The following is a 21,319-nucleotide window of genomic DNA, read 5'->3' as shown; positions in this document are numbered from 1 at the left end:
CACCCCATCAAGGAGCACTCCCATGCCTGAAGTCCTGGCCTATGCCACCGACGACAAGTCCTGCCAGTTCCACAAGACCACCATCACCCGGCGCGAGCCCGGCCCCACCGAGGTCTTCTTCGAGGTGAAGTACGCCGGCATCTGCCACTCCGACATCCACACCGCCCGCGAGGAGTGGGGCTCGGTCACCTTCCCGCTGGTCCCCGGCCACGAGCTGGCTGGCGTCGTCACGCAGGTGGGTTCCGAGGTGACCAAGTTCCAGGTGGGCGACAAGGTGGGCGTCGGCTGCTTCGTCGACTCCTGCGGCGAGTGCGAGTACTGCGAGCAGGGCCAGGAGCAGTTCTGCACCTCCACCGAGAAACCCGTCGTGATGACCTACGACTCCATCGGCCGCGACGGCCTGCCGACCGCCGGTGGCTACAGCCAGGGCATCACCGTCGAGCAGGACTATGTCTGCCGGATTCCCGACGAGATCCCCTTCGAGGCCGCGGCGCCGCTGCTGTGCGCCGGCATCACCACATACTCGCCGCTGAAGCGCTGGGGTGCCGGCCCGGGCAAGAAGGTTGCCGTGGTCGGCATGGGTGGTCTGGGTCACATGGGCGTGCAGATCGCCGCCGCCATGGGCGCCGAGGTCAGCGTGATCAGCCAGACCATGAGCAAGGAGGCCGACGGCAAGAAGTTCGGCGCCACCCACTACTACGCCACCAGCGAGGAGGGCACGCTGAAGAGCCTGCGCGGCACCTTTGACCTGGTGCTGTCCACCATCAGCGCTGACTACGACGTCGATGCCCTGCTCGGCACCCTCAAGGTGGGCGGGGCGCTGGTCAATGTCGGGGCCCCGGAGAAGCCCGTCGACCTGGCCGTGTTCAGCCTGATCATCGGCAACAAGATCTTTGCCGGCTCCAACATCGGCGGCATCGCGGAGACCCAGGAGATGCTGGACTTCTGCGGTGAGCACGGCATCGCGCCGCAGGTGGAGCTGATTGGCGGCGAGGACATCACCGAGGCCTACGACAAGGTGGTCAACTCCCAGGTGCGCTACCGCTACGTGATCGACACCTCCACCTTCTGATCGTCCGCACGAACAACAGGGCACCCCGGCAATGCCGGGGTGCCCTGTTGTGTCGGTGCTCAGCGACGGGGAATGTGCCGTAGCGGATTGCTGTGCTGGTCCGGGCGCCAGGCGCGGATGCGACTCGCCAGCCACAGGGCCGCGGCAATCCCCGCAACATCGGCCAGGAAGTCCCACGGGGAGCCGCTGCGGCCGTGAATCCCTCGCCACTGGACGAGTTCGCTGACCGCGGCGTGCGCCAGGCTGGCCAACAACACCCAGCTGCGGCGCACCCCCGCCAGGACGAAGAGTCCGGCGACACCTCCGAACATGCAGAAGTGGGCCAGCTTGTCCGAGTACGGGAAGCTCACCGGCGTCGGCGGCCGTGCGGAATAGAGCAGCCACAGCTGGATCAGCAGGCTGAGCAGGGCCAGGGCCAGCCAGCCGCGTCGGGAGAGCCCAAGGGGGCGGGAGGTGCTCACCGTCGAAGGTTAGCGGCAGGTCAGGAGGCGATGCCCTGATTGCTGCGCACCTGCTTGGCGTGCTGGTTCAGGTTCTGGTGGATCTGCCCCAGGACCCCGATCAGCCGGATCATCTGGCTGTCGTCGATCTGACTGCTCAACGGCGCCAAGGAGTCGTACATCGGCTGGAAGAAGGTGTCCGCCACCTCAAGGCCGCGCTCGGTGCCGCGCAGCAGTACCCGGCGCCGGTCCTGGGGATCCACCTGTCGAATCACATGCCCGGACTGGGTCAGCCGTTCCACCAGGTAGGTCACGGCGCCGCTGCTCAGGTTCAGGGCACCCGCAAGCTCGCCCGCGGTCAGGGTCCGGTCCTCGTGCTGGGCGCTACGGATCAGCAGCAAGGCTCGGAAATCGGTGAGATAGATCCCCTGCTCCTCCGCGCAGGCGTGAATGAGATGCTCGCTGGCGCCGCACAGCCGGCGAAGTTCATCGCTCAGCTGGACGACCTTGGATGGTTGTTCTGGTGACTGCACCACTACAGGCTATCCACCAGAGTGGTGAAAGAAGGCGTTGGCAATGTTAAACAATGCTTCAACTGTTCATTCACCAAACAAAAACACGCCTGACGAGCGCAAAAGTCTTGGTGGGTGAGCTATTCGACGTTGTCCCCAAATTAGGGGACAAGAACCGTCGTCGACATTGTGTGCTGCTCGCCCGGCGACAGAGAAATCTCATTGGCTAGGCAGTTCACCGTCTCAATGCAGCACATCGTGGGCCACTCGTCATCGCCGAAATCGGTCATTGCGGCGGCCTTGTCTGCCCATGGGTTCCACACCACGGTGTTTGCGGAATTGGTCTTCTGCAACTCGATCCTGCGGCCGGAGGCGTCGTCCACCAAGCTCACGGTGTCGTCCGAGAAGTAGATCCGATCCGTCTCGGTGATGAATTTAACGGGCCCCTCCTGGGTGATTTCCCCATCGCCCACCTTGTCCAGGTAGCGGGTGTCAGCCAGGCCCTCCAGAGTGACCCGGTGTACATCGCCGACCGCCAGATAGGTGTGCAGGGCCTCCTCATAGCTGACCGGCTGGGCGCCGGCCGTCACGGTCAGGTCGAGATTCAACACGGAGCCGAAGCCCACGGTGTAGCGCACCGTCGCATCGGCGGGGACGCCGGCGGATTCGGGCAGTTCCCCTCCGGCGAGTTCAAAGGAGAGTCGGGCCTCGCCCGCCTCGCTCACGTCGGCCTCGACCAGGCTCCATGGCAGCAGCCTGGCGATGCCGTGGGCGGGGGATCGGTCGCCGTCCCTGCCGGGGCCGAACCAGGGCCAGCAGATCGGGATGCCGCCGCGAATTGCCTTGCCAGGCCCGAAGACGGCGTCCTTGCTGAGCCAGAGCACCGGATCCTGCCCGGCGGGGGTCCACTCGGTGACATGGGCGCCGTTGACGTGCACCAGGCCGGTGCACAGCTCGGTTTCGATCCGGTAGGCGTCCTGGCCGTGATCCTTGACGAAGGTGATTCCCTGCGGGAGTTCGGGGGCGGTTCTGTGAGTGCTCATGCCTGCGAACCTAGCCCGCTGCGGGTCGGCGCAACAGTGGTTCGGGAGACCAATTCCGAGAATCGACCGCCAGATTCCTGCTCGTCGATGGCTCTCCCGTGTTGGCCGGTGCCATCCTCGTGTTCTGGGAGATTCTGGGGGTCGATTCTCGGAAAGCCTGGCCTCGGCGCCAGCGTGCGCAGGGCCCGCCAGCGGGCCGGTGTGTCTTGTCGGTGGGAGCTGGTTCACTTGTCTTCGGTGAATCTCCCGGATGGTCGGGCCGTCACCGTCGACCCGCATGGATGGAGATCCCGATGAGCACCCCCGCCGACAGTCACGACCAGATTCGGGTGCAGGGTGCCCGGGAGAACAACCTCAAGGACGTCAGTCTGGAGTTGCCCAAGCGTCGGCTGACCGTCTTCACCGGCGTCTCCGGTTCGGGCAAGAGCTCCCTGGTCTTCGGCACCATCGCCGCCGAGAGCCAGCGGATGATCAACGAGACCTACTCGGCCTTCCTGCAGGGGATGATGCCCAGCCTCGGCCGCCCGGATGTCGACGTGCTGGAGGGGCTGACGACGGCGATCATCGTGGACCAGGACCCGATGGGCGCCAACCCTCGATCCACCGTTGGTACCGCGACGGACGTCAACGCGTCATTGCGGATCCTGTTCAGCAAGCTGGGCGACCCGTGGATCGGCGGGCCCAAGGCCTTCGCCTTCAACATCCCGTCGGTATCGGGCAGCGGCGCGATCACCACCACCAAGGGCGGCCGCGAGGTGAAGGAGCGCAAGGCCTTCAGCGTCACCGGCGGCATGTGCCCCCGCTGCGAGGGCACCGGCCGGGTCAGCGACTTCGACCTGGACGAGCTCTACGACGCCGAGCTCAGCCTGGCCGGCGGAGCGTTGAAGGTGCCCGGCTACTCGATGGACGGCTGGTACGGCCGGATCTTCTCGGGCTCCGGCTACTTCGACATGGACAAGCCGATCAAGAAGTTCACCAAGCGGGAACTCGACGACCTGCTGTACCGAGAGGCCACCAAGATCAAGGTGGAGGGGATCAACCTTACCTATGAGGGCCTGATCCCGCGGATCCAGAAATCCATGCTGAGCAAGGATGTGGAGGCGATGCAGCCGCATATCCGGGCCTTCGTGGAGCGCGCGATCGTCTTCCGGACCTGCCCGGAATGCGAGGGCACCCGACTGACCGAGGGCGCCCGGAACTGCCGGATCAATGGCTTGTCGATCGCCGAGGTCTGCCAGATGCAGATCAGCGACCTGGTGGAATGGATCGACGGGATCGATGATTCCTCCGTGGCGCCGCTGCTGGCGCAGCTGAAGCACCAGCTGGGTGCCTTCGTCGAGATCGGTCTGGGCTACCTCAGCCTCGACCGCCCCACCGGCACCCTGTCCGGTGGTGAGGCGCAGCGGATCAAGATGATCCGTCACCTGGGCTCGGCCCTGACCGACGTCACCTATGTCTTCGACGAGCCGAGCGTCGGTCTGCACCCGCACGACATCGCGCGGATGAACCGCCTGCTGCAGCAGCTACGGGACAAGGGCAACACGGTGCTGGTGGTGGAGCACAAGCCGGAGATGATCGCGATTGCCGATCACGTGGTGGATCTGGGGCCGGGTGCGGGCACCGGCGGCGGGGAGATCTGCTTCGAGGGGGACCTGGCCGGGCTGCGGGCCAGCGGAACCCTGACCGGGCGGCACCTGGACGACCGGGCCACGCTGAAGGCTACGGTGCGCAAGGCCAAGGGGGCGCTGGAGATTCGCGGCGCGTCGGACAACAACCTGGTCGACGTCGACGTGGACATCCCGACCGGCGTGTTGACGGTGGTCACCGGTGTAGCCGGATCCGGCAAGAGCTCGCTGATCCACGGGCAGATCTCCGGCCGCGACGACGTGATTGCCGTGGACCAGGGCGCGATCAAGGGCTCACGGCGCAGCAATCCGGCCACCTACACCGGCCTGCTGGAGCCAATCCGCAAGGCCTTCGCCAAGGCCAATGGGGTGAAGCCCGCCCTGTTCAGCCCCAATTCCGAGGGCGCCTGCCCCACCTGCAAGGGCGCCGGCGTGATCTTCACCGAGCTGGGTTTCATGGACACCATGAGCAGCGTCTGCGAGGACTGCGAGGGCCGCCGTTTCGACTCCTCCGTGCTGGGCTACACCCTGGGCGGCAAGGACATCGCCGAGGTGCTGCAGCTGAGCGTCGACGCCGCCCTGGCCCACTTCAGCGACGGTGAGGCGAAGATCCCGGCCGCCAGCAAGATCCTGAAGAACCTGGCCGACGTCGGGCTGGGCTACCTCACCCTGGGGCAGCCGCTGACCACCCTGTCGGGCGGCGAGCGGCAGCGGCTGAAGCTGGCCACCCACATGGCGGGCAAGGGGTCCATCTACGTGCTGGACGAGCCCACCACCGGCCTGCACCTGGCCGACGTGGAACAGCTGCTTGGGCTGTTGGACCAGCTGGTGGATTCGGGCAGGACAGTGATCGTGATCGAGCACCACCAGGCGGTGATGGCGCACGCCGACTGGATCATCGACCTGGGCCCGGGCGCCGGTCACGACGGTGGCCGGGTGGTCTTCCAGGGCACCCCGGCCGATCTGGTGGCCGACGCCTCCACCCTGACCGGGCAACACCTCAAGGACTATGTGGCCGGCTGATCCAGCTCCAGGCGGATGTTGCGCACCTCGTAGCCCTTGATCAACTCGTCCCAGCCGATCACCGGCGTGGTCGCCAGGCGTACCGGGAGCTTCAGCAGGCGCTGCAACAGCACGTCGGCCTCCTGGATGGCCAGCGAGTTGCCGGGGCACTTGTGCCCGCCGTCGCCAAAGCTGATCACCTCGTCACCCACCTTGGGCGGCAGGCTGCGCCCGGGGCAGAGCTGCAGCCCGTCGTCGCCCACCACGGCCGGGTCGGCATTGGCGCTGCGGATGTAGAGGTCCACCAGGGCGCCGGCGGGGATGGTGCGCTGCTCGCCGTCGACGGTGATCTCGAGGGGGTCGACGGTGCGCCGGTAGAGGTGCCCGACGATCGGTTCCAGCCGGAGGATCTCGTGCAGGATCTGGACCCGTTCGGGCTTGTCGGCGGCCAGGTAGCGGGCCCGGAGCTGGTCATTCTCCAGCAGGTGCCAGGTGGCCATCCCGATGTATTCGCGGGTGGTGACCATTCCGGCGGCGGCATAGGTGACGCACTCGATCAGGATCTCGGTGTCGGAATAGCCCTCATCGATCAGGTGGCTGATCACGTCGTCCTGCCGCTTGGCCTTGCGCGCCTTGATTGCGGGCCGGACGTCGGACAGGTGGAAGGTGAGCATCGGCAGCTGGCCCTTGGCACTCATCGCGATCGCGCCGAAGCGGCTGCGGACGGTGACCTTCTGGTCCTTCTCCACCGTGGGGGCGACGGGCGGGGTGGCGAAGAAGCGTTCCAGTCGTCGAGCCATCCTGTCGACATCGGAATTGGTCAGCCCCACCACCTGGGCGGCCACCACCACGGAATAGCGCAGGGTGAGCTGGGCCAGATCAACATGGCCGGCGGCGCGGAACTCGTCGATCAACTCGTCGGCGTAGCGCTCCATCAGCTCGTGGTAGTTGGCGTCGACGGTCTTCGGCGCGAAGTATCGGGCGATGGCGGCGCGCTGCTTGCGGTGCTCGGTGCCGTCGTTGAACAGGATCGGCTTGCGCAGCTTCTTCATCACCACGGCCTCGGAGTTGAATCCGGCCTGGGTGGTTACCCGGCTGCGCAATACCTGGCGGGCGACGGCCATGTCCTGGACGTGCCAGACTCCATCGATGATCTCGACCCCCCGCTGGGTGACTTCACCGGGATAGTTGGTCTTGCGGGCGCTGACTGGGCATTCGGCTGTGGTCATCGGAAATCCCCCTCGCTGGCTGACATCCATCATCCCCGATCGCGGTGAATGGCACGATGGTTGCGTGAACTCTTCAGCGATTCGTCGTGCCGACGTAGACAGCCCGCTGGGCCCTCTGACCCTGGTTGCCGAGGGGGGAAACCTGATCGGCGTCTTCTTCGCCAACCACCGGGTGCAGCCGGAGCGTGCCGCCGAGGGGGAACCGGTGGCGCTGGCCGACGAGGACGTGCTGGCGCGGGCAGCCGGCCAGCTGGCCGAGTACTTTGCCGGGCAGCGCACCAGCTTCGACCTGCCGCTGGTGCCGCATGCCCACAATGAGCTGGATCCTCGGGTCTGGGAGCAGCTGAGCCAGATCCCCTACGGCCAGACCGTGACCTATGGCCAGATCGCGCGTGGGCTGGGCGACGTGAACCTGGCGCAGCCGGTGGGCGGCTCGGTGGGCCGCAACCCACTGGGCATCATCGTGCCTTGTCACCGGGTGATGGGCGCGAACGGCAAGCTGACCGGCTTCGCCGGTGGGGAGGACCGCAAGGCCTGGCTGCTGGGCCACGAGGCCTTTGTCAGCGGCCAGAGCCTGGTGCCGCCGCAACCGCTGTGACCTCACGGGCGGCACCTGGACTGCCCGCGGCCTGATCTGACGGCCGGTGGGTCATGGCCTGTGGGCGACGATGGTGAAGGTGCACGGAATCTGGTCCGGCGTCGGCCACATCCAGCCGCGTTCGGTCTCCCTCATGGCGGGGGAGAAGCGCCACGGCAGCGTCTGCCCCTCGTCGAAGTGCCTGATCACCAGCCCCGCGCGCAGCAGGGAACCCAAGATCTCCGCCAGCGAGTGCGGCCACTCGTAACTCCGCGGATGCGCCACTTGCCCGTCGCCGAGGTAGGTCCCAGGATCATCCCAGGCCTGCGCCTGACCGGTGGGGAAGTAGCGGTACCTGACTCGCGGCTCGGCGCCGGTGTCGTCCAGGGCGTAGAGCATCGGGTGGCCGTCCTGGATGTAGAAGAGTCCGCCCGGGCGCAGCAGTGCCACGATCTGCTGGGCCCACCGATCCAGGTCCGGCAGCCAGCAGATCGCCCCGATGGAGGTGTAGACCACGTCGAAGTTGCCCTCGACGGCGGCTCGGGCCGCCAGCGCGTCGGACTGGACCCAGGTCACGTTGGCGCCGGCCTGCGACGCCAGATCCCGCGCAACCTCCAGCGAGGCCGGCGACAGGTCGAGCCCGACGACGCGGGCCCCGAGCCGTGCCCAGGAGATGGTGTCAGTGCCGATGTGACACTGCAGGTGTACCAAGTCCAGGCCGTCCACGCTGCCACCCGGCAGGTGTTCACGGAGCACGGCATGGTCTGCCCGAACCTGGTCGGAGATGCGCTCAGGATCGGTGACATAGGCCTCGATCCCATACGAGGTGGCGTGGATGGCGGCCCGGTCATCCCAGTTGAGACGGTTGGCCTCCCGGGCCTCATCCCAGTCGACGCTGACTTCTTGACCTTCGGGCTGCTGTGGCTGGCTCATGTCAGCAGTCCAGCACGGGCGGGGCAGCCTGTCAGGTGAATTTCGGCTCCCGGCGCCGAAGGGGAGCGGTCAGACCAGGCCGCTGATCACGCTGGCGCCGATCACGGCGGTGGCGGTCATCGCGCAGGCCAGCTCGATCAGCATGCCGGTGCCGATCGTCTTGATGGCGGCGACGCTGGTGGTCAGCGCGGTGGAGGCATTGCGCACCCGGAAGAGCTCGGCGCAGAACAGGCCCAGCACGAAGCCGATCGGCAGGCCCAGCGCCGGCAGCACGAAGGCGCCCACCAGGCCGCTGGCCAGCCCGACGAAGATCGGCCACTGCGGAATCTCGCGCCGGTCCAGATCACGCTTGGTCAGCAGCATTGATGAGCCCATCCCGATGGCCAGCAGCACTGCGGCGACGCCGAAGGCGACCCAACCCCAGGACGAGTTGCCCCAGATGGCCCAGACCAGGGCGCCCAGCCCGACGGTGAGGCTTCCGGGCAGGGCCGGGACGATGATGCCGCACAGCCCGACCAGGGCGAGCATGGCAACGATGACGGCAATCAGGGCGGGGGTCATGACTCAAGGGTAGGGTCGGGCGACCAATTCCGGGAATTGACCACCAGATTCGCCTCCGCCGAGCAAGCCCACGCGGGAAGCGGTCGACCGACCGGGTTCCGGAGGTCGCTTTTCGGAGATCCGGGTAATTGAGGAATCAACTGCTCTGCGTGGGATGATGGAGCCCATGAGCACGATCGTCTTCCTGCACGCCCACCCCGACGACGAGGCCTCCGGCACCGCCGGCTCCATGGCCCGAGCCACCCAGCAGGGTGACCGCGTCGTCCTGGTCTATGCCACCAATGGCGACCACGGCGAGGTGCCTGATGATCTGGCGCCGGGCGAGACCATCGTCGAGCGGCGACGCAAGGAGGCCGCTGCCTCTGCCGAGGTGCTGGGCACCGCCCGGGTTGAATGGCTGGGCTACAGCGATTCCGGCATGACCGGCTGGGAGATGAATGACGACCCCGGCTCCTTCCACGCCGCGGATCTGGACGAGGCCGCGGCTCGGCTGGCGAAGATCCTGGACGAGGAGGACGCCGACGTGCTGGTCGGCTATGACTGGCATGGCAACTACGGCCACCCCGACCACGTCAAGGTGCACCCGGTCGCCTACCGGGCCGCGGCCCTGGCCAGGCGTCGCCCCCGGGTGTTGGAGGTGACCATCAACCGTGACGAGACCGTCCGGATGGTGCAGGCCGCCAAGGAGCAGGGGATGGAGCTGGCCTTCGACCCCACCGGCCCGGCCGACGACGGCAACCCGATGGGCACGCCCCAGGCGGAGATCCACTGGTCGGTGGACGTCTCGGCGCAGCTGTCGCTGAAGCGCCAGGCGCTGCTCTGCCACGCCAGCCAGGTCACCGACATCGGCATGCTGACCGGCTTCGACGACGCGTCCTTCGCGGCCATGTTCGGCCGGGAGTTCTACCGGGAGCACGGCAACCCGAACGGGATGGTGGAGGGCTGGCCCTTCACTCCACTGGGGTGATCCAGACCGGGTTGATCAGAAGAGCCCGTCGCGGGGCGGCGGAGGGGCGTACTGCGGATCCACTCCGCGGAAGAGCTTGCTGACGCTCTTGCCGTCGTGGGTGCGGCGGATCGCCTCGGCGAAGAGCCCGGCGACGCTGCGCACCTGCAGGTGGGTCCAGTCGGGGTGATCCTGCGGAACGGTGTTGGTGGTGACCACCTCGGTGATCATGTGGTGACCCTGCAGCCGCTCGACGGCCTTGCCGTTGAACAAGCCGTGCGTGGTGCAGACCGAGGCCTGCTGACAGCCGAACTCCTCCAGCTTGTCCAGCAATTCCAGGATCGAGCCGCCGGTGGCGATCTCGTCGTCGATCACGATGGCCTTCTTGCCCACCACGTCGCCGACGATCGAGTCGATCACCACCTTGTCGTCGGAGACCCGCTTCTTGGAGCCGACGGCCATCGGCAGCCCGAGCAGCCGGGCGAAGGTGGCCGCCTCCTTGGCATTGCCGAAGTCGGGGGAGACCACCACCCAATCGGTCAGGTCCTTGCCCTGATAGTGCTCGGCCAACACCCCGATGGCGGTCAGCTGGTCCACCGGCATGGAGAAGAATCCCTGCACCTGCGGGGAATGCAGGCTCATGGTGAGGACGCGGGTGGCACCGGCGGTCTTCAACATGTCGGCCACCAGCCGGCCGCCCATGGAGATCCGGCTGGCGTCCTTCTTGTCGCTGCGCGCGTAGGCATAGTGCGGCATCACGGCGGTGATGTACTCGGCGGAGGCGCCGCGGGCGGCATCGATCATCAGCAGCAGCTCCATCAGGTTCTCCTGTGTCGGGGGAACCAGGGGCTGCACGATGTACACGTCGCGGCGGCGGCAGTTGGTCAGCAGCTGTGCCTGGATGCAGTCATTGCTGAAACGACGGATGTCGACCCCGCTGAGCTGCACGCCCAGGTTCTGGCAGATCTCCTGTGCCAACTGCTGATGGGCCGTTCCGGAGAAGATGACGATGTCCTTCACGAGGTGCCTTCCGCGGGTGGTGGTGGGACCAGACTAGCGTCGCGGGCGCGCGCCGGTGGCCGCGGAGGGTGAACCGTCACCGACGGAGAATCCCGTAGGCTCAGAGCATGGCTACCACCGTCACTCCCACCCTTTCCCGCCTCAAGACCACCGCGCTGGTGATCATCGCCTCGGTCTTCGTGCAGCTCGCCCTGGGCATCGCCATGCTCACCGGGTACAACTCCGTCGCGATCGCCAAGGCGCACAGCGGCTTCGGCTACCTCACCCTGCTGGCCAGCGTCGTCGCCGCCTTCTTCGCCTTCCAGACCCGCAAGGCCGACGCGAGCGCCAAGGGCCTGTTCTTCCATTCGCTGAGCCTGCCGGTGCTGGCCATCCTGCAGACCGGTCTGGGCGAGATGATCGGCGGCAGCGGCGGCCTGAAGTGGCTGCACGTGGCGCTAGGCCTGGCCTTCACCGGTGCCGCCGTCAGCCTGTACACCCTGCTGGACAAGCGGATCCGCGGCCACCGCTGACCCTGTCCACGGCGGACCCCGGCCAGCTGGCCGGGGTCCTGCCGTGTCCGGGTCGCTCCCGGGTCAGTGGGCCGCGAGTCCGACGGCGGTCACGATCGGATCCCGCTGCCCGCCGGAATGCACCACCTCGGTGCCATTGGGCTGCACCGTCAGCTGGGTGGCGTGCTGTCGCAGCGCCTTCGCGACGACGGGCAGGGTCTCCGGCAGCTCGAACCATTCCACGGACGGGCCCGGCTGGTGCCGGATCTCCGCGAACGGCACCCCCAGCTGGCGGGCGGCGCGCCCGGCCACTTCGTGCATCCGGACGTGGTCGGGGTGACCGTAGCCGCCCTCGGCGTCGTAGCTGACCACCAGATCCGGCCGCCAGGCATTGATCGCGCTCGCCAGATCCGCCACCGCATCATCGATGTCGGCAAAGGTGAAGCTGCGCTCGTCGGTGGCATCGGCGGAGCCGGCCAGACCGGGGCGGATCCACTCCATCCCCGAATCCCGGTAGATCCGGGTGGGCAGCGCATCGGCCCGGGCGGGTTCGGTGCCCAGCCAGACGTGCCGCTGGATGCCCAGTTCCCGCAACGCCCCGGTCAGCTCACCCTCCCGGTGGGCCTCCAGTTGCGGCGTCCCGGCCAGGTGGCTGAGCGGCCCGGGAACCACCTCGCCCATCTCGCCACGGGTCGCGGTCACCAGGTCACAGGCGATCCCGCGGCCGGTCAGGTGGGCGATCAGAGCTCCGGTGGCGAGAGTTTCGTCGTCGGGGTGCGCGTGGCAGAAGAGCACCCGGGTGACACCCTGCAGGATGCTGCGGTCGGCCGGGGCGAGAGGGGCCTCGACAGGCTCAGGACAGGCTTTGTCAAGGGGGCCCTTGCCGGCCAGCGACTCGTAATGGGTCTCCAACTGCCCGGCCACCGCATCCCAACCAAAGCCCAGGGCGCGCTGGCGGCCGGCCCGGCCCAGTTCGCACAACCGGTCCGGGGCACGCAGTAGATCGGTCAACACCGACGTCCATGCCTCGGCGCTTCGCTCGGTCACCAGTACGCCGGTCTCCTGGTCGGCCACGGCCTCCCGCAGGCCGCCGGAATCGGCGGAGACCACGGCGACGCCACAGGCCTGGGCCTCCAGGGCGATCAGCCCGAAGGTCTCGCTGAACGACGGCACCAGCACCGCGCGGGCTCCTCGGACCAGTCGGGCCAGATCCTCCCGGGTCTGGGATCCCAGCCAACAGGTCTGGTGGGCGATCCCCAGGTTCTGGCTCAGGTCGATCAGTTCGTCGCGGTAGCTGGCGAAATCCTGGCTGGCCTCGCCGGCGATCACCAGCGTGGGGCGGAGCTCGTCGGGGATGCCGGCCACCGCCACCAGCGCCAGATCGGGCGCCTTCAGCGGCTGCAGCCGGGCGGCAAAGAGCAGGTAGCCATTGGGATTGGGGGCGACGCAGACCGGGCCGAACTGCGGCGGCTCGTCCGGGCTGTTCAGCTCCGGGTTCCACCGGCGGCAGTCGTCGTCCAGCGGGTGGAAGAGCTCCGTGTCCACCCCGGGGTGCACCACCATGACGCGTTCCGGATCGGCCCCGCAACGCTCGACGATGGTCTTCGCCTCGTACTGGCTGACGGCGATCACCAGATCCGACTCGCGCGCGATCAGTCGTTCCCCGGCATTGCGTCCGGGCGATTCGGGCGGCTCGCCCTCGCTCAGCGGATCACCCGGCAGCGCCGCCACCGAATGGAAGCTCTGCACGTGCGGCACGCCCCAGCGCTTCGCGACCGGCAGCGCCGCCACCCCGCTCATCCAGTGCTGCGAGTGCACGACGTCATAGGGTTCCAGCCGGGCCAGCGCGGCGGAGAAGTCGTCGATCCACTCATCCTGGGCGCTCTTGGCCAGCGGCTCGGTGGGCCCGGCGACGATCTGCCGGACCGTCACCCCGGGGTGGATCTCGGTCACGTCGGGCAGCTCCGTGTTGTCCCGACGAGTGACCAGCTCGACGACGTGCCCCCGGTCGGCCAGCGCCTTGGCCTGGTGCACCTCGACGACGTTCATCCCGCCCGCGTCCTTGGAGCCGGGCGAATCGAGCGGGGAAGTGTGCAGCGAGATGAAGCCGATTCGTGCCATGCAGGGAACCTAGCATTCGCCACCGACAGAAATTGGTGGCCCTGCCCGGGGAATGGCTCAGCGGGTGGGTCTGATGGCGATCAGGGTCATCTGGGACTGGTCGAACAGGCGCAGCGGTGCCGTCTGGCCCACCCCGGAATCGATGTACAGCTTGGACTTTCCGATCTCGTAGAGCCCCTTGTCATAGTCCGGGAAGTAGGGCTGGCCGGGCGCCACGATGGCCCCCACCCCGGGGATCCGTACCTGTCCGCCGTGGGTGTGGCCGCAGATCACCAGATCGGCGGTGGACGCGGCCAGGTCCCGCCGGATCTCCGGCGCGTGGGTCAGCACCAGCTGGTACGCGTCGGGCCGGGTGCCGTCCATCGCGAGTGCCAGCCGCCCGCGCCGGGTGTAGTAGTCATCGGTGCCGATCACGTCCAGCGCGCCCCACGGGCCGTCGAGGCGGACGTGCCGGTCGTCCAGCACGGCCACCCCGTGGCTGGTCAGCATCTTCTCCAGCCCGGGCAGGTTGCCCTGCCAGTGGTCGTGGTTGCCGGGCACCGCAAACATCGGGATCTTCAGCTCCTCCAGTTGGCCGAACCAGGTGTCGAGCCGGCCGAAGTCGCGGGTATTGGTGTTCACGAAGTCCCCGGTCAGGGCGATCAGGTCCGGATTCTGCGTCCGCGCCATCGTGATCAGGTCATCGCGCTGACTGGTGTACTGCAGATCATGCAGGTCCGTGATCTGCAGCACGCGCAGCGCTCGCCCGGTGATCTTGCTGCTGGTCAGCTCCAATTTCGCGACCTTGGTGTGGGTCACCTCGTACCAGCTCATCCCGGCCAGCAGCCCCAGCAGTACCGCCCCCGCCAGCAGCAGGCGCACGGCCCAGCGGAACAGGCGTCGGGGCAGGGACGGGCGGGGCGTGGCAATGGGGAAGGTCACACCAACCAGCCTACGGAGCCCAGGACCGACGGCCATCCGACCGAAGTCTGCAGGTCAGTCATGAAAACAGGGCCCTGGCCGGATGGCCAAGGCCCTGAGTCTTGGAGCGGGCGCCGGGAATTGCACCAAGCTCTCCCACCAGGAAGGTGGGTGTTCTGCTACTGAACTACACCCGCAAGAAGAGCAACTATAACGCGGGGCGGGGTTCTGCGGCCAATCGAACGCGACGTCTGGTCAGCGGATCGCCTTGACCGCGGCGTAGCTGTCCAGCTGGCCGGCGCCGGTGCAGCTGTTGTTTCGGGCAGTGCCCCGGCAGTCGGGGCCGACGGTGCGCAGCAGCACGGCCTTGGTGGTCTTGCGCAGGGTGCTGACCAGTCGGGTGTTGCTGGCCGACGGCTTGCGGGACTTCATCAGCGCCAACGTGCCGGCTACCTGCGGGGCGGCCTGGGAGGTGCCGGTGCGCTTCTCGAAGCCGCGGCCGGTGGAGTCGGAGAGCACGCCCTCGCCGGGCGCCGCGATGTCCACCATGCGTCGGCCATAACTGGAGAACTCGCTCAGTCGGCCCTTGTTGGTCACGGAGGCCACGTGCAGCACATTGGGGCTCTCGGCCACCGGGTCGTGGCAGGTCTCGCCGCGCTGCCAGCTGACGTCCATCCCGGCATTGCCGGCAGACGAGACGTGCAGCACGCCGCGGCCGGCGGCGTAGTTGATCGCGCGGGTCACGGAGAGCCGGGCCGGGCCGGTGATCCCCAGCTCGCCGCACCACAGGTCGAAGAGGTTGAGCGAGGTGTTGGTGACGGTCAGCTGTCGCATCCCGGACCACATGAAGCCGCAGACCAGGTACTCGGGGAAGCTCTCGCCCGCGGAGTTGACCACCTTCACCGAGGCGACCTTCACATTGGGGGCGACGCCGGTGACGCCGTAGCCATTCCGGGCGGCGGCGATGGTGCCGGCGACGTGGGTGCCGTGGCTGTCGTTGCCCCGCCAGGCCTGGTTCGCGGTGTTCGGCCGGCCACCAGCGGTGCAGTCGATCGAGTCGGCCCGGCTGAAATTGGCCTTCAGGTCGGGGTGGCGGTCGTCGATGCCGGTGTCCAGCACGCCCACGACGACGGAGCGGGAACCGAGGGTCAGCTGCTGCGCGGAGGTGGCGCGGACGACCCCCAGATGTGCCTGCTTCCTGGCCATCGGGTCGGTCTTGGCTCGCGAGGCGCTGGGGGAAGTGGCGGAGGTCACCTTGCGCACGGTCGCGGGGACCGCGACGGAACGGCCGGTCACGGCCTTCTCTCGCGCGGCCTCCATCCGCGCGTCGCCCGCGGAGAGGACGGCCTTGTTGCGCTGCCGGCTCAACGACCTCAGGTAGTTGGGGTTGGTGGAGCGCACCACGATCACGCCGATCTGCGGCCAGCTCTGCACCACCTTGCCGCCGGCCTTCACGGCGGCGGCCTGGGCGGCGGCGGTCTGCTGGGGGGTGCGGGCGTTCACCAGGTAGGAGTGGGTGGCACCGGCGGCCTCGGCACTGTGCTGTCCGGAACCAAGACCCAACAAACCGCCGCCGAGCATGACGGTGGTGAGCGTGGTGGCCAGGGCCCGGTTGAGGCCCTTGCGGACTGAGCTGAACATTGCTTCCCCTTCGACGTCATCACCCGCGACCCGGGACCCTCAGCGGGTGACAGGTCCATCCAACCCCCGCCCAAGGGGTACTTCAGACCAGATCCGGTGTTAATTCGACAAGGGTTCGCTGAGACATCCTCAGCCTCGGCGAATGCCGACGAGGGGCGGGGCCGAAGCCCCACCCCTCGTCGTGAAAACCCCTCCGGACTAGGAGGAGGAATTCAGACCAGCTGGTCCTCCTCCAGCGGGTCCGCCTCCAGTCGTCCGGCCCGGTGGATCGGCTCGTGGCTGCGGTAGGAGTGGCCGGTCAGCAGGCCCACCATGAACAGCCCGATCGAGAGCGCACCCAGGGCGAACAGGATGTCGCCGGGGGTGCGCATCCAACGCAGCACGGTCAGTGTCGGGGTGTACAGGAAGTCCGCGCTGCGGGCCCACCAGGTTCCCACCGAGATGCTGGCCCAGGCCTGCGCCAGACCCAGCGGCAGCAGGCTGAGCAGGCTCATCGCCAGCAGGCCGCCATTCATCAGCCAGAAGCCCCACTTGATCCAGCGCTCATTCCACTCCCGGCCGGGCATCAGGCTGCGCACGCAGAACAGCATCAGGCCGATCCCGAGCATGCCGTAGACCCCGAACAGGGCGGTGTGGGCGTGCAGCGGGGTGAGGTTCAGGCCCTGGACGTAGAACAGCGAGATCGGCGGGTTGATCAGGAAGCCGAAGACGCCGGCGCCCAGCATGTTCCAGAAGGAGACGGAGACGAAGAAGTAGATGGCCCACTTGTAGCCGGCCACCCATTCGCTGACCTTGAGGATCCGCAGGTTGCGGATGGCCTCGAAGCCGATCAGGGCCAGCGGCACCACCTCGAGCGCGCTGAAGGCGGCGGACAGCGCCATCACCACGTCGTCGGAACCGGAGAAGTAGAGGTGGTGTCCGGTGCCGATGATGCCGCCGAACAGGAAGATCGTCGTCGACGAGATGGTGGCCGTCGCCGCGACGGCAGGACGGACCAGCCGCAGCCGGCTGAACAGGAAGGCGATCACCACGGTGGCGAAGACCTCGAAGAAGCCCTCCACCCACAGGTGCACCACCCACCAGCGCCAGTACTCGGTGATCGACAGGTGGGTGTCGTGGCCCATCCCGAAGGCGGCGCCGAAGAAGGAGGCGATCGCCAGGCAGCTCATCAGCAGCATGGCCACCAGGGTGCGTTGGGAGCCGGACTGCAGCGGAGCCTCGTCGGTGGGCTCCACCCGGCCCTGCTGCTTGGCGCGGCCGATCGCCGGCCACATGCCGCGGGCCATCAGGAAGAACCAGAGGAACAGGCCGATGAACAGCCCGATCTGCCAGAGACGGGCCAGGTCCAGGTATTCCATGCCGGTGGTGCCCAGCCACCAGCTCAGTTCGGTGCCGTAGCCCAGGGAGCCGCGGATGGACAGCCATTCGCCGAGCATGGAGCCCAGCACCACCAGCACGAGCGCGTAGAAGAGCACGTTGACGCCCAGCTTCTGCAGCTTGGGCTCGCGGCCACCCACGGCGGGCGCGACGTACAGGCCGGTGGCCAGCCAGGCCGTCGCGATCCACAGGATGCCCAACTGGGTGTGCCAGGTGCGCACGACGGTGTAGGGCAGGATCTTGTCGATCGGGATGCCGTACAGGGAACCACCCTCGACGCCGTAGTGGGCGGACAGGATGCCCATGGCGATCTGCAGCAGGAAGAGGCCGCCGACGACGAAGAAGTACTTCAGCGTGGCCTTCTGCGACGGGGTGGCCTGGTAGCCCAGCAGCGGGTCGTTGACGGGTGCCTCGTCGGTCACCTCGTCCTCGTCATGCAGGTTGTGGTACCAGACCATGCCGGAGATGCCACCCAGCAAGAGGATGAAGCTGATGATGCTCCACAGCACATTGGTGGTGGTGGGGGCATTGCCCACCAGGGGTTCATGCGGCCAGTTGGCGGTGTAGGACTCACTGCCGTCCATGCGGTCGGTGGAGGCGGCCCAGCTGGACCACCAGAAGAAGGCATTCATCTTCTTCATGGCCTCGGGATCCTTCACGGCGCCCTTGGCGATGGCGTAGGGCTCGTGGCCGTTGGCGAAGATGTCCGCATAGTGGGCGGAGTTGGCCTTGAAGGCCGCTTCACGGCCGGGCGCCAGGGTGATGGTGCCGGTCCGGGAGTCATAGGTATTGGTTCGCATGGCCTTCTTGAGCCGGGCCTGCAGGGCGGCCTGCTTCTCCGCGTCGAGGCTGGCGTAGTCCTTGGCGCCATCGGCCTTGGCGTAGCCGTCCAGCAGGAAGGTGGATTCGCGGTGCAGCCAGTCGGCCGTCCAGTCCGGGGCGACGTAGGCGCCATGGCCCCAGATCGAACCCACCTGCTGGCCGCCGATGGACTGCCAGACGCGCTGGCCGTCCATGATCTCGCCCTTGCTGATCAGCTCGGTGCCGTCGGCGGCCACCACGCTGGTGGGGATCGGTGGCTTGGAGTGGTCGATCCGCATGCCCATGTAGAGCAGCACGACGAAGGAGCCCAGGACGACGGTGGCCAGGGCGATCCACCAGCGGCGATCCCGGCTGGACATCCGGTGGCCGGTGGTGCGCGGGACGGGTTGGGCGCCTCCCGGCGGCGCACTTTCCTTGAGTGACAAGACATTCCCCTTTAGTACGGAAGATTCCGTGCTAATAGTGGCATATCTCGAACCGATGCGTGGCGAGGGGGTGGGGTGAGGGTCCATGGAAGTCAAAGAGGGCCGGACACATTGGTGTCCGGCCCTCTTCATGCTTCCCGTCGGCGACGGGAGGCGGGGATGCTCACTCGGCGTCGAGGTCCTTCTCGACCAGCGCGGCGATGGCCTCGACGGCAGCCTCGTCGTCGCTCTCGACGGTGACCTGGGCACCCTTCTCGGCACCAAGGGTCATGATCAGCAGCGGGGAGCTGGCGTCGACGCCCTCCTCGCCATCGACCGACAGGGTGATCTCGTCGTCGTACTCGCCGGCGGCCTCGGCGATGATGGCGGCGGGGCGGGCGTGCAGGCCGACGCTGGAGCCGACGGTAACGGTCTTGCTAGCCATGGTGGTTCCTTTCAACAGTGAGTGGGTCAATTGTGACTGATCTCAGGCCGCGACGGCAGTCGGGTCCGAAACTTCCTTCTTCTTCATCGACTTCAGCACGATCACCAGCAGGCCCGCAACCACCGAGCCGATCAGGATCGAGAGCACGAAGGCCCAGAACTTGTCCATCGCGAAGAAGACGAAGAAGCCGCCGTGCGGGGCCTTGGAGGCCGCGCCCAGGGCCATGGTCAGGCCGCCGGTGATGGCACCGCCGACCATGGTGGCCGGGATGATCCGCAGCGGATCGGCCGCGGCAAAGGGGATCGCACCCTCGCTGATGAAGGAGGCGCCCAGCAGCCAGCAGGCGGTGCCATTCTCCTGTTCCACCTTGGTGAACAGCTTGGGCCGCAGCGCGGTGGCGATCGCCAGGGCGATCGGGGGCACCATGCCGGCGGCCATCACGGCGGCCATGATCTTCATCGACGGCGTGGCGACGGCGGCGACGGTCAGGTTGGTGGTGGCGAACAGGTAGGCGGTCTTGTTGACCGGGCCACCCAGGTCGAAGCACATCATCAGGCCGAGGATCACGCCCAGCAGGACGATCGAGGCGCCCGTCATGCCGTTGAGGCCATTGGTCATCATCCGCATCAGCGCGGAGATCGGCTTGGCCAGCACGAGGTACATCAGGCCGCCGGCAACCAGGCTGGCGAACAGCGGGATGATCACGACGGGCATCAGGCCGCGCAGCCAGCGGGGCACCTTCCAGCCACCGATCCAGGCGGCCACGGCACCGGCGATCAGGCCGCCGACCAGGGCACCCAGGAAGCCCGCGTCGGTGGCGCCGGCCACGGCACCGGCGACGAAGCCGGGGACGATGCCGGGGCGGTCGGCCATCGCGAAGGCGATGTAGCCGGCCAGGGCGGGCAGCAGGAAGCCGAAGGCCAGGGCGCCCAGCTTCCACAGCATCGCGCCCAGGTAGAGCAGGATTCCGTTGTGCGGCAGGCTGTTCACCTTGTCCGGGGTGAACAGGGCCGCGCCGTCCTTGGTGGCATTGGCCACCTCGGTGTAGCTGGGCAGGTTGGTGATCGAGTAGTTGCCCAGGATGTGATCCCCGACGAAGGGGATCTGGTAGCCGCCCAGCAGGAAGCCCAGGGCAATCAGCAGACCGCCGGCCGCGACGAAGGGCACCATGTAGGACACACCAGTCATCAGGGCCTGCTGGATCCGCTTGCCCCAGCCCAGCTGGCTCCGGGCACCACCGGCACCGGCGGCCGCCGCGGCGGCATCCCCCTTCACCCGGGGAGCATTGGGATCCTTGGCGGCCGCCAGGGCTTCCTCGATCATCTTCTTCGGCTCGTTGATCGCGCGCTTCACGCCGGACTCGATCACCGGCAGCCCGGCGAAGCGCTCCCGGCCCTTGACGCCGACGTCGGTGGCGAAGATCACGGCGGTGGCGGCCTTGATCTGATCCGCGCTCACCGGATCGGTTGCCGTCGAACCCTGCGGCTCGGTGACGATCTCGACGCCCATCTCCTCGCCGGCGCCGGTGAGGTAGTCGGCGGCCATGTAGGTGTGCGCGATGCCGGTGGGGCAGGCGGTGATCGCGATGATCGACGGCTTGCCGACCTCGGTGCTGGCGACGGCAGCCGTGGAACCGGCGGCCGCGGCGGCGACGGGGGCAGCGGCGGCGTCCATGCCGTCGGGCTCCACCACGCCCCTGACCAGGGTGACGATCTCGTCGGCCGTTCGAGCCTCGCGCAGCGCGGTCAGGAAATCCTTCTTCACCAGCGCGCGGGCGAGCTTGGTGAGCAGCTTCATGTGGTCCGCGCCACCGGATTCGGCGGCGGCGATCAGGAAGACCAGGTCGGCCGGGCCGCCCTTGTCACCGAAGTCGACCGGAGTGCTCAGCCGGGCGAAGCCCAGTGAGGCGGTGTTCACCGCGGCGGAGCGGCAGTGCGGGATGGCAAAGCCACCGGGCATCCCGGTGGGGGACTTGGCCTCGCGGGCCAGGGCATCGGCGGCCAGGCCGTCGGCCTCGGCGCGCCCGGTGGCGGCGACGATGCCGGCCAGGCCGCGGATCACCTCGTCCTTGGTGCGGCCAAGATCGGTGTCCAGGGCAACCAGGCCCGGCTCGATCAGTGATGGTGTGGACATGTGGAACCTTCCAGATGGGTGAGCC

18 protein-coding genes and 1 tRNA gene are annotated in these 21,319 nt (G+C 67.7%); 5 read left to right on the top strand and 14 right to left on the bottom strand.

Annotation, left to right across the window (positions count from 1 at the left end):
* The first annotated feature begins 22 nt into the window (after positions 1-22).
* Positions 23-1,072: an NAD(P)-dependent alcohol dehydrogenase gene (locus AAEX57_RS07380; RefSeq protein ID WP_342091699.1), complete on the top strand. Its 1,050-nt coding sequence runs from the start codon at positions 23-25 to the stop codon at positions 1,070-1,072.
* A 59-nt stretch (positions 1,073-1,131) separates the two neighbouring features.
* Here the strand turns inward: AAEX57_RS07380 and AAEX57_RS07375 are convergent, their stop codons facing one another.
* From AAEX57_RS07375 to AAEX57_RS07365, 3 genes are all read right to left on the bottom strand, one after another.
* Complete coding sequence (locus AAEX57_RS07375; RefSeq protein ID WP_342091698.1) at positions 1,132-1,533, bottom strand: hypothetical protein; 402 nt, start codon at positions 1,531-1,533, stop codon at positions 1,132-1,134.
* Positions 1,534-1,553: 20 nt separating this feature from the next.
* Positions 1,554-2,045 carry a MarR family winged helix-turn-helix transcriptional regulator gene (locus AAEX57_RS07370; RefSeq protein WP_342091697.1) on the bottom strand — a complete coding sequence of 164 codons (492 nt, stop codon included), beginning with the start codon at positions 2,043-2,045 and terminating at the stop codon, positions 1,554-1,556.
* 140 nt (positions 2,046-2,185) lie between these two features.
* Entirely contained in the window at positions 2,186-3,067 is an 882-nt protein-coding gene (locus AAEX57_RS07365) for a D-hexose-6-phosphate mutarotase (RefSeq protein ID WP_342091696.1), read from the bottom strand.
* Between the two features lie 293 nt (positions 3,068-3,360).
* Here AAEX57_RS07365 and AAEX57_RS07360 point away from each other — a divergent pair, with 293 nt between their 5' ends.
* Complete coding sequence (locus AAEX57_RS07360; protein WP_342091695.1) at positions 3,361-5,715, top strand: excinuclease ABC subunit UvrA; 2,355 nt, start codon at positions 3,361-3,363, stop codon at positions 5,713-5,715.
* On the opposite strand, the gene AAEX57_RS07355 is transcribed toward AAEX57_RS07360, so the two are convergent.
* The gene (locus AAEX57_RS07355) at positions 5,700-6,923 is read right to left on the bottom strand and encodes a cytochrome P450 (RefSeq protein ID WP_342091694.1); all 1,224 of its coding nucleotides are present in this window, start codon (positions 6,921-6,923) and stop codon (positions 5,700-5,702) included. The genes AAEX57_RS07360 and AAEX57_RS07355 overlap by 16 nt on opposite strands.
* A gap of 64 nt (positions 6,924-6,987) precedes the next feature.
* Between AAEX57_RS07355 and AAEX57_RS07350 the strand changes: the two genes are divergently transcribed.
* Positions 6,988-7,521 (top strand): methylated-DNA--[protein]-cysteine S-methyltransferase, encoded by a 534-nt coding sequence (locus AAEX57_RS07350; protein WP_342091693.1) that lies wholly within the window; start codon positions 6,988-6,990, stop codon positions 7,519-7,521.
* A 51-nt stretch (positions 7,522-7,572) separates the two neighbouring features.
* On the opposite strand, the gene AAEX57_RS07345 is transcribed toward AAEX57_RS07350, so the two are convergent.
* The gene (locus tag AAEX57_RS07345) at positions 7,573-8,433 is read right to left on the bottom strand and encodes a class I SAM-dependent methyltransferase (RefSeq protein WP_342091692.1); all 861 of its coding nucleotides are present in this window, start codon (positions 8,431-8,433) and stop codon (positions 7,573-7,575) included.
* A 69-nt stretch (positions 8,434-8,502) separates the two neighbouring features.
* A complete protein-coding gene (locus AAEX57_RS07340; protein WP_342091691.1) occupies positions 8,503-8,994 on the bottom strand; it encodes a DUF456 domain-containing protein in 492 nt (163 codons plus the stop codon).
* 166 nt (positions 8,995-9,160) lie between these two features.
* Between AAEX57_RS07340 and AAEX57_RS07335 the strand changes: the two genes are divergently transcribed.
* Positions 9,161-9,961, top strand: a complete 801-nt coding sequence (locus tag AAEX57_RS07335; protein ID WP_342091690.1) for a PIG-L deacetylase family protein — start codon at positions 9,161-9,163, stop codon at positions 9,959-9,961.
* A gap of 15 nt (positions 9,962-9,976) precedes the next feature.
* On the opposite strand, the gene AAEX57_RS07330 is transcribed toward AAEX57_RS07335, so the two are convergent.
* A complete protein-coding gene (locus tag AAEX57_RS07330; RefSeq protein WP_342091689.1) occupies positions 9,977-10,960 on the bottom strand; it encodes a ribose-phosphate diphosphokinase in 984 nt (327 codons plus the stop codon).
* Positions 10,961-11,067: 107 nt separating this feature from the next.
* Here AAEX57_RS07330 and AAEX57_RS07325 point away from each other — a divergent pair, with 107 nt between their 5' ends.
* The gene (locus AAEX57_RS07325; RefSeq protein ID WP_342091688.1) at positions 11,068-11,472 is read left to right on the top strand and encodes a hypothetical protein; all 405 of its coding nucleotides are present in this window, start codon (positions 11,068-11,070) and stop codon (positions 11,470-11,472) included.
* Positions 11,473-11,535: 63 nt separating this feature from the next.
* On the opposite strand, the gene AAEX57_RS07320 is transcribed toward AAEX57_RS07325, so the two are convergent.
* The 7 genes from AAEX57_RS07320 to AAEX57_RS07290 all read right to left on the bottom strand — a co-directional run bounded on the left by AAEX57_RS07320 (position 11,536) and on the right by AAEX57_RS07290 (position 21,294).
* Complete coding sequence (locus tag AAEX57_RS07320) at positions 11,536-13,572, bottom strand: glycosyltransferase (protein WP_342091687.1); 2,037 nt, start codon at positions 13,570-13,572, stop codon at positions 11,536-11,538.
* Between the two features lie 57 nt (positions 13,573-13,629).
* Positions 13,630-14,493, bottom strand: coding sequence for a metallophosphoesterase (locus tag AAEX57_RS07315; RefSeq protein ID WP_342091686.1), 864 nt, complete (start codon positions 14,491-14,493; stop codon positions 13,630-13,632).
* A 102-nt stretch (positions 14,494-14,595) separates the two neighbouring features.
* A tRNA-Gly gene (locus tag AAEX57_RS07310) sits at positions 14,596-14,669 on the bottom strand.
* A 58-nt stretch (positions 14,670-14,727) separates the two neighbouring features.
* The gene (locus AAEX57_RS07305; RefSeq protein WP_342091685.1) at positions 14,728-16,113 is read right to left on the bottom strand and encodes a S8 family serine peptidase; all 1,386 of its coding nucleotides are present in this window, start codon (positions 16,111-16,113) and stop codon (positions 14,728-14,730) included.
* Between the two features lie 212 nt (positions 16,114-16,325).
* Positions 16,326-18,737, bottom strand: a complete 2,412-nt coding sequence (locus AAEX57_RS07300; RefSeq protein ID WP_342091684.1) for a nitric-oxide reductase large subunit — start codon at positions 18,735-18,737, stop codon at positions 16,326-16,328.
* Between the two features lie 163 nt (positions 18,738-18,900).
* Positions 18,901-19,161, bottom strand: a complete 261-nt coding sequence (locus tag AAEX57_RS07295; RefSeq protein WP_342091683.1) for an HPr family phosphocarrier protein — start codon at positions 19,159-19,161, stop codon at positions 18,901-18,903.
* A gap of 42 nt (positions 19,162-19,203) precedes the next feature.
* Positions 19,204-21,294, bottom strand: coding sequence for a PTS fructose transporter subunit IIABC (locus tag AAEX57_RS07290; protein ID WP_342091682.1), 2,091 nt, complete (start codon positions 21,292-21,294; stop codon positions 19,204-19,206).
* Positions 21,295-21,319 lie beyond the last annotated feature (25 nt).

The organism is Luteococcus sp. H91 (assembly GCF_038433135.1).
Classification (GTDB): Bacteria; Actinomycetota; Actinomycetes; order Propionibacteriales; family Propionibacteriaceae; genus Luteococcus.
Note: the sequence above shows the minus strand (reverse complement) of the source record. Positions and strands in the feature narration are given on the sequence as shown.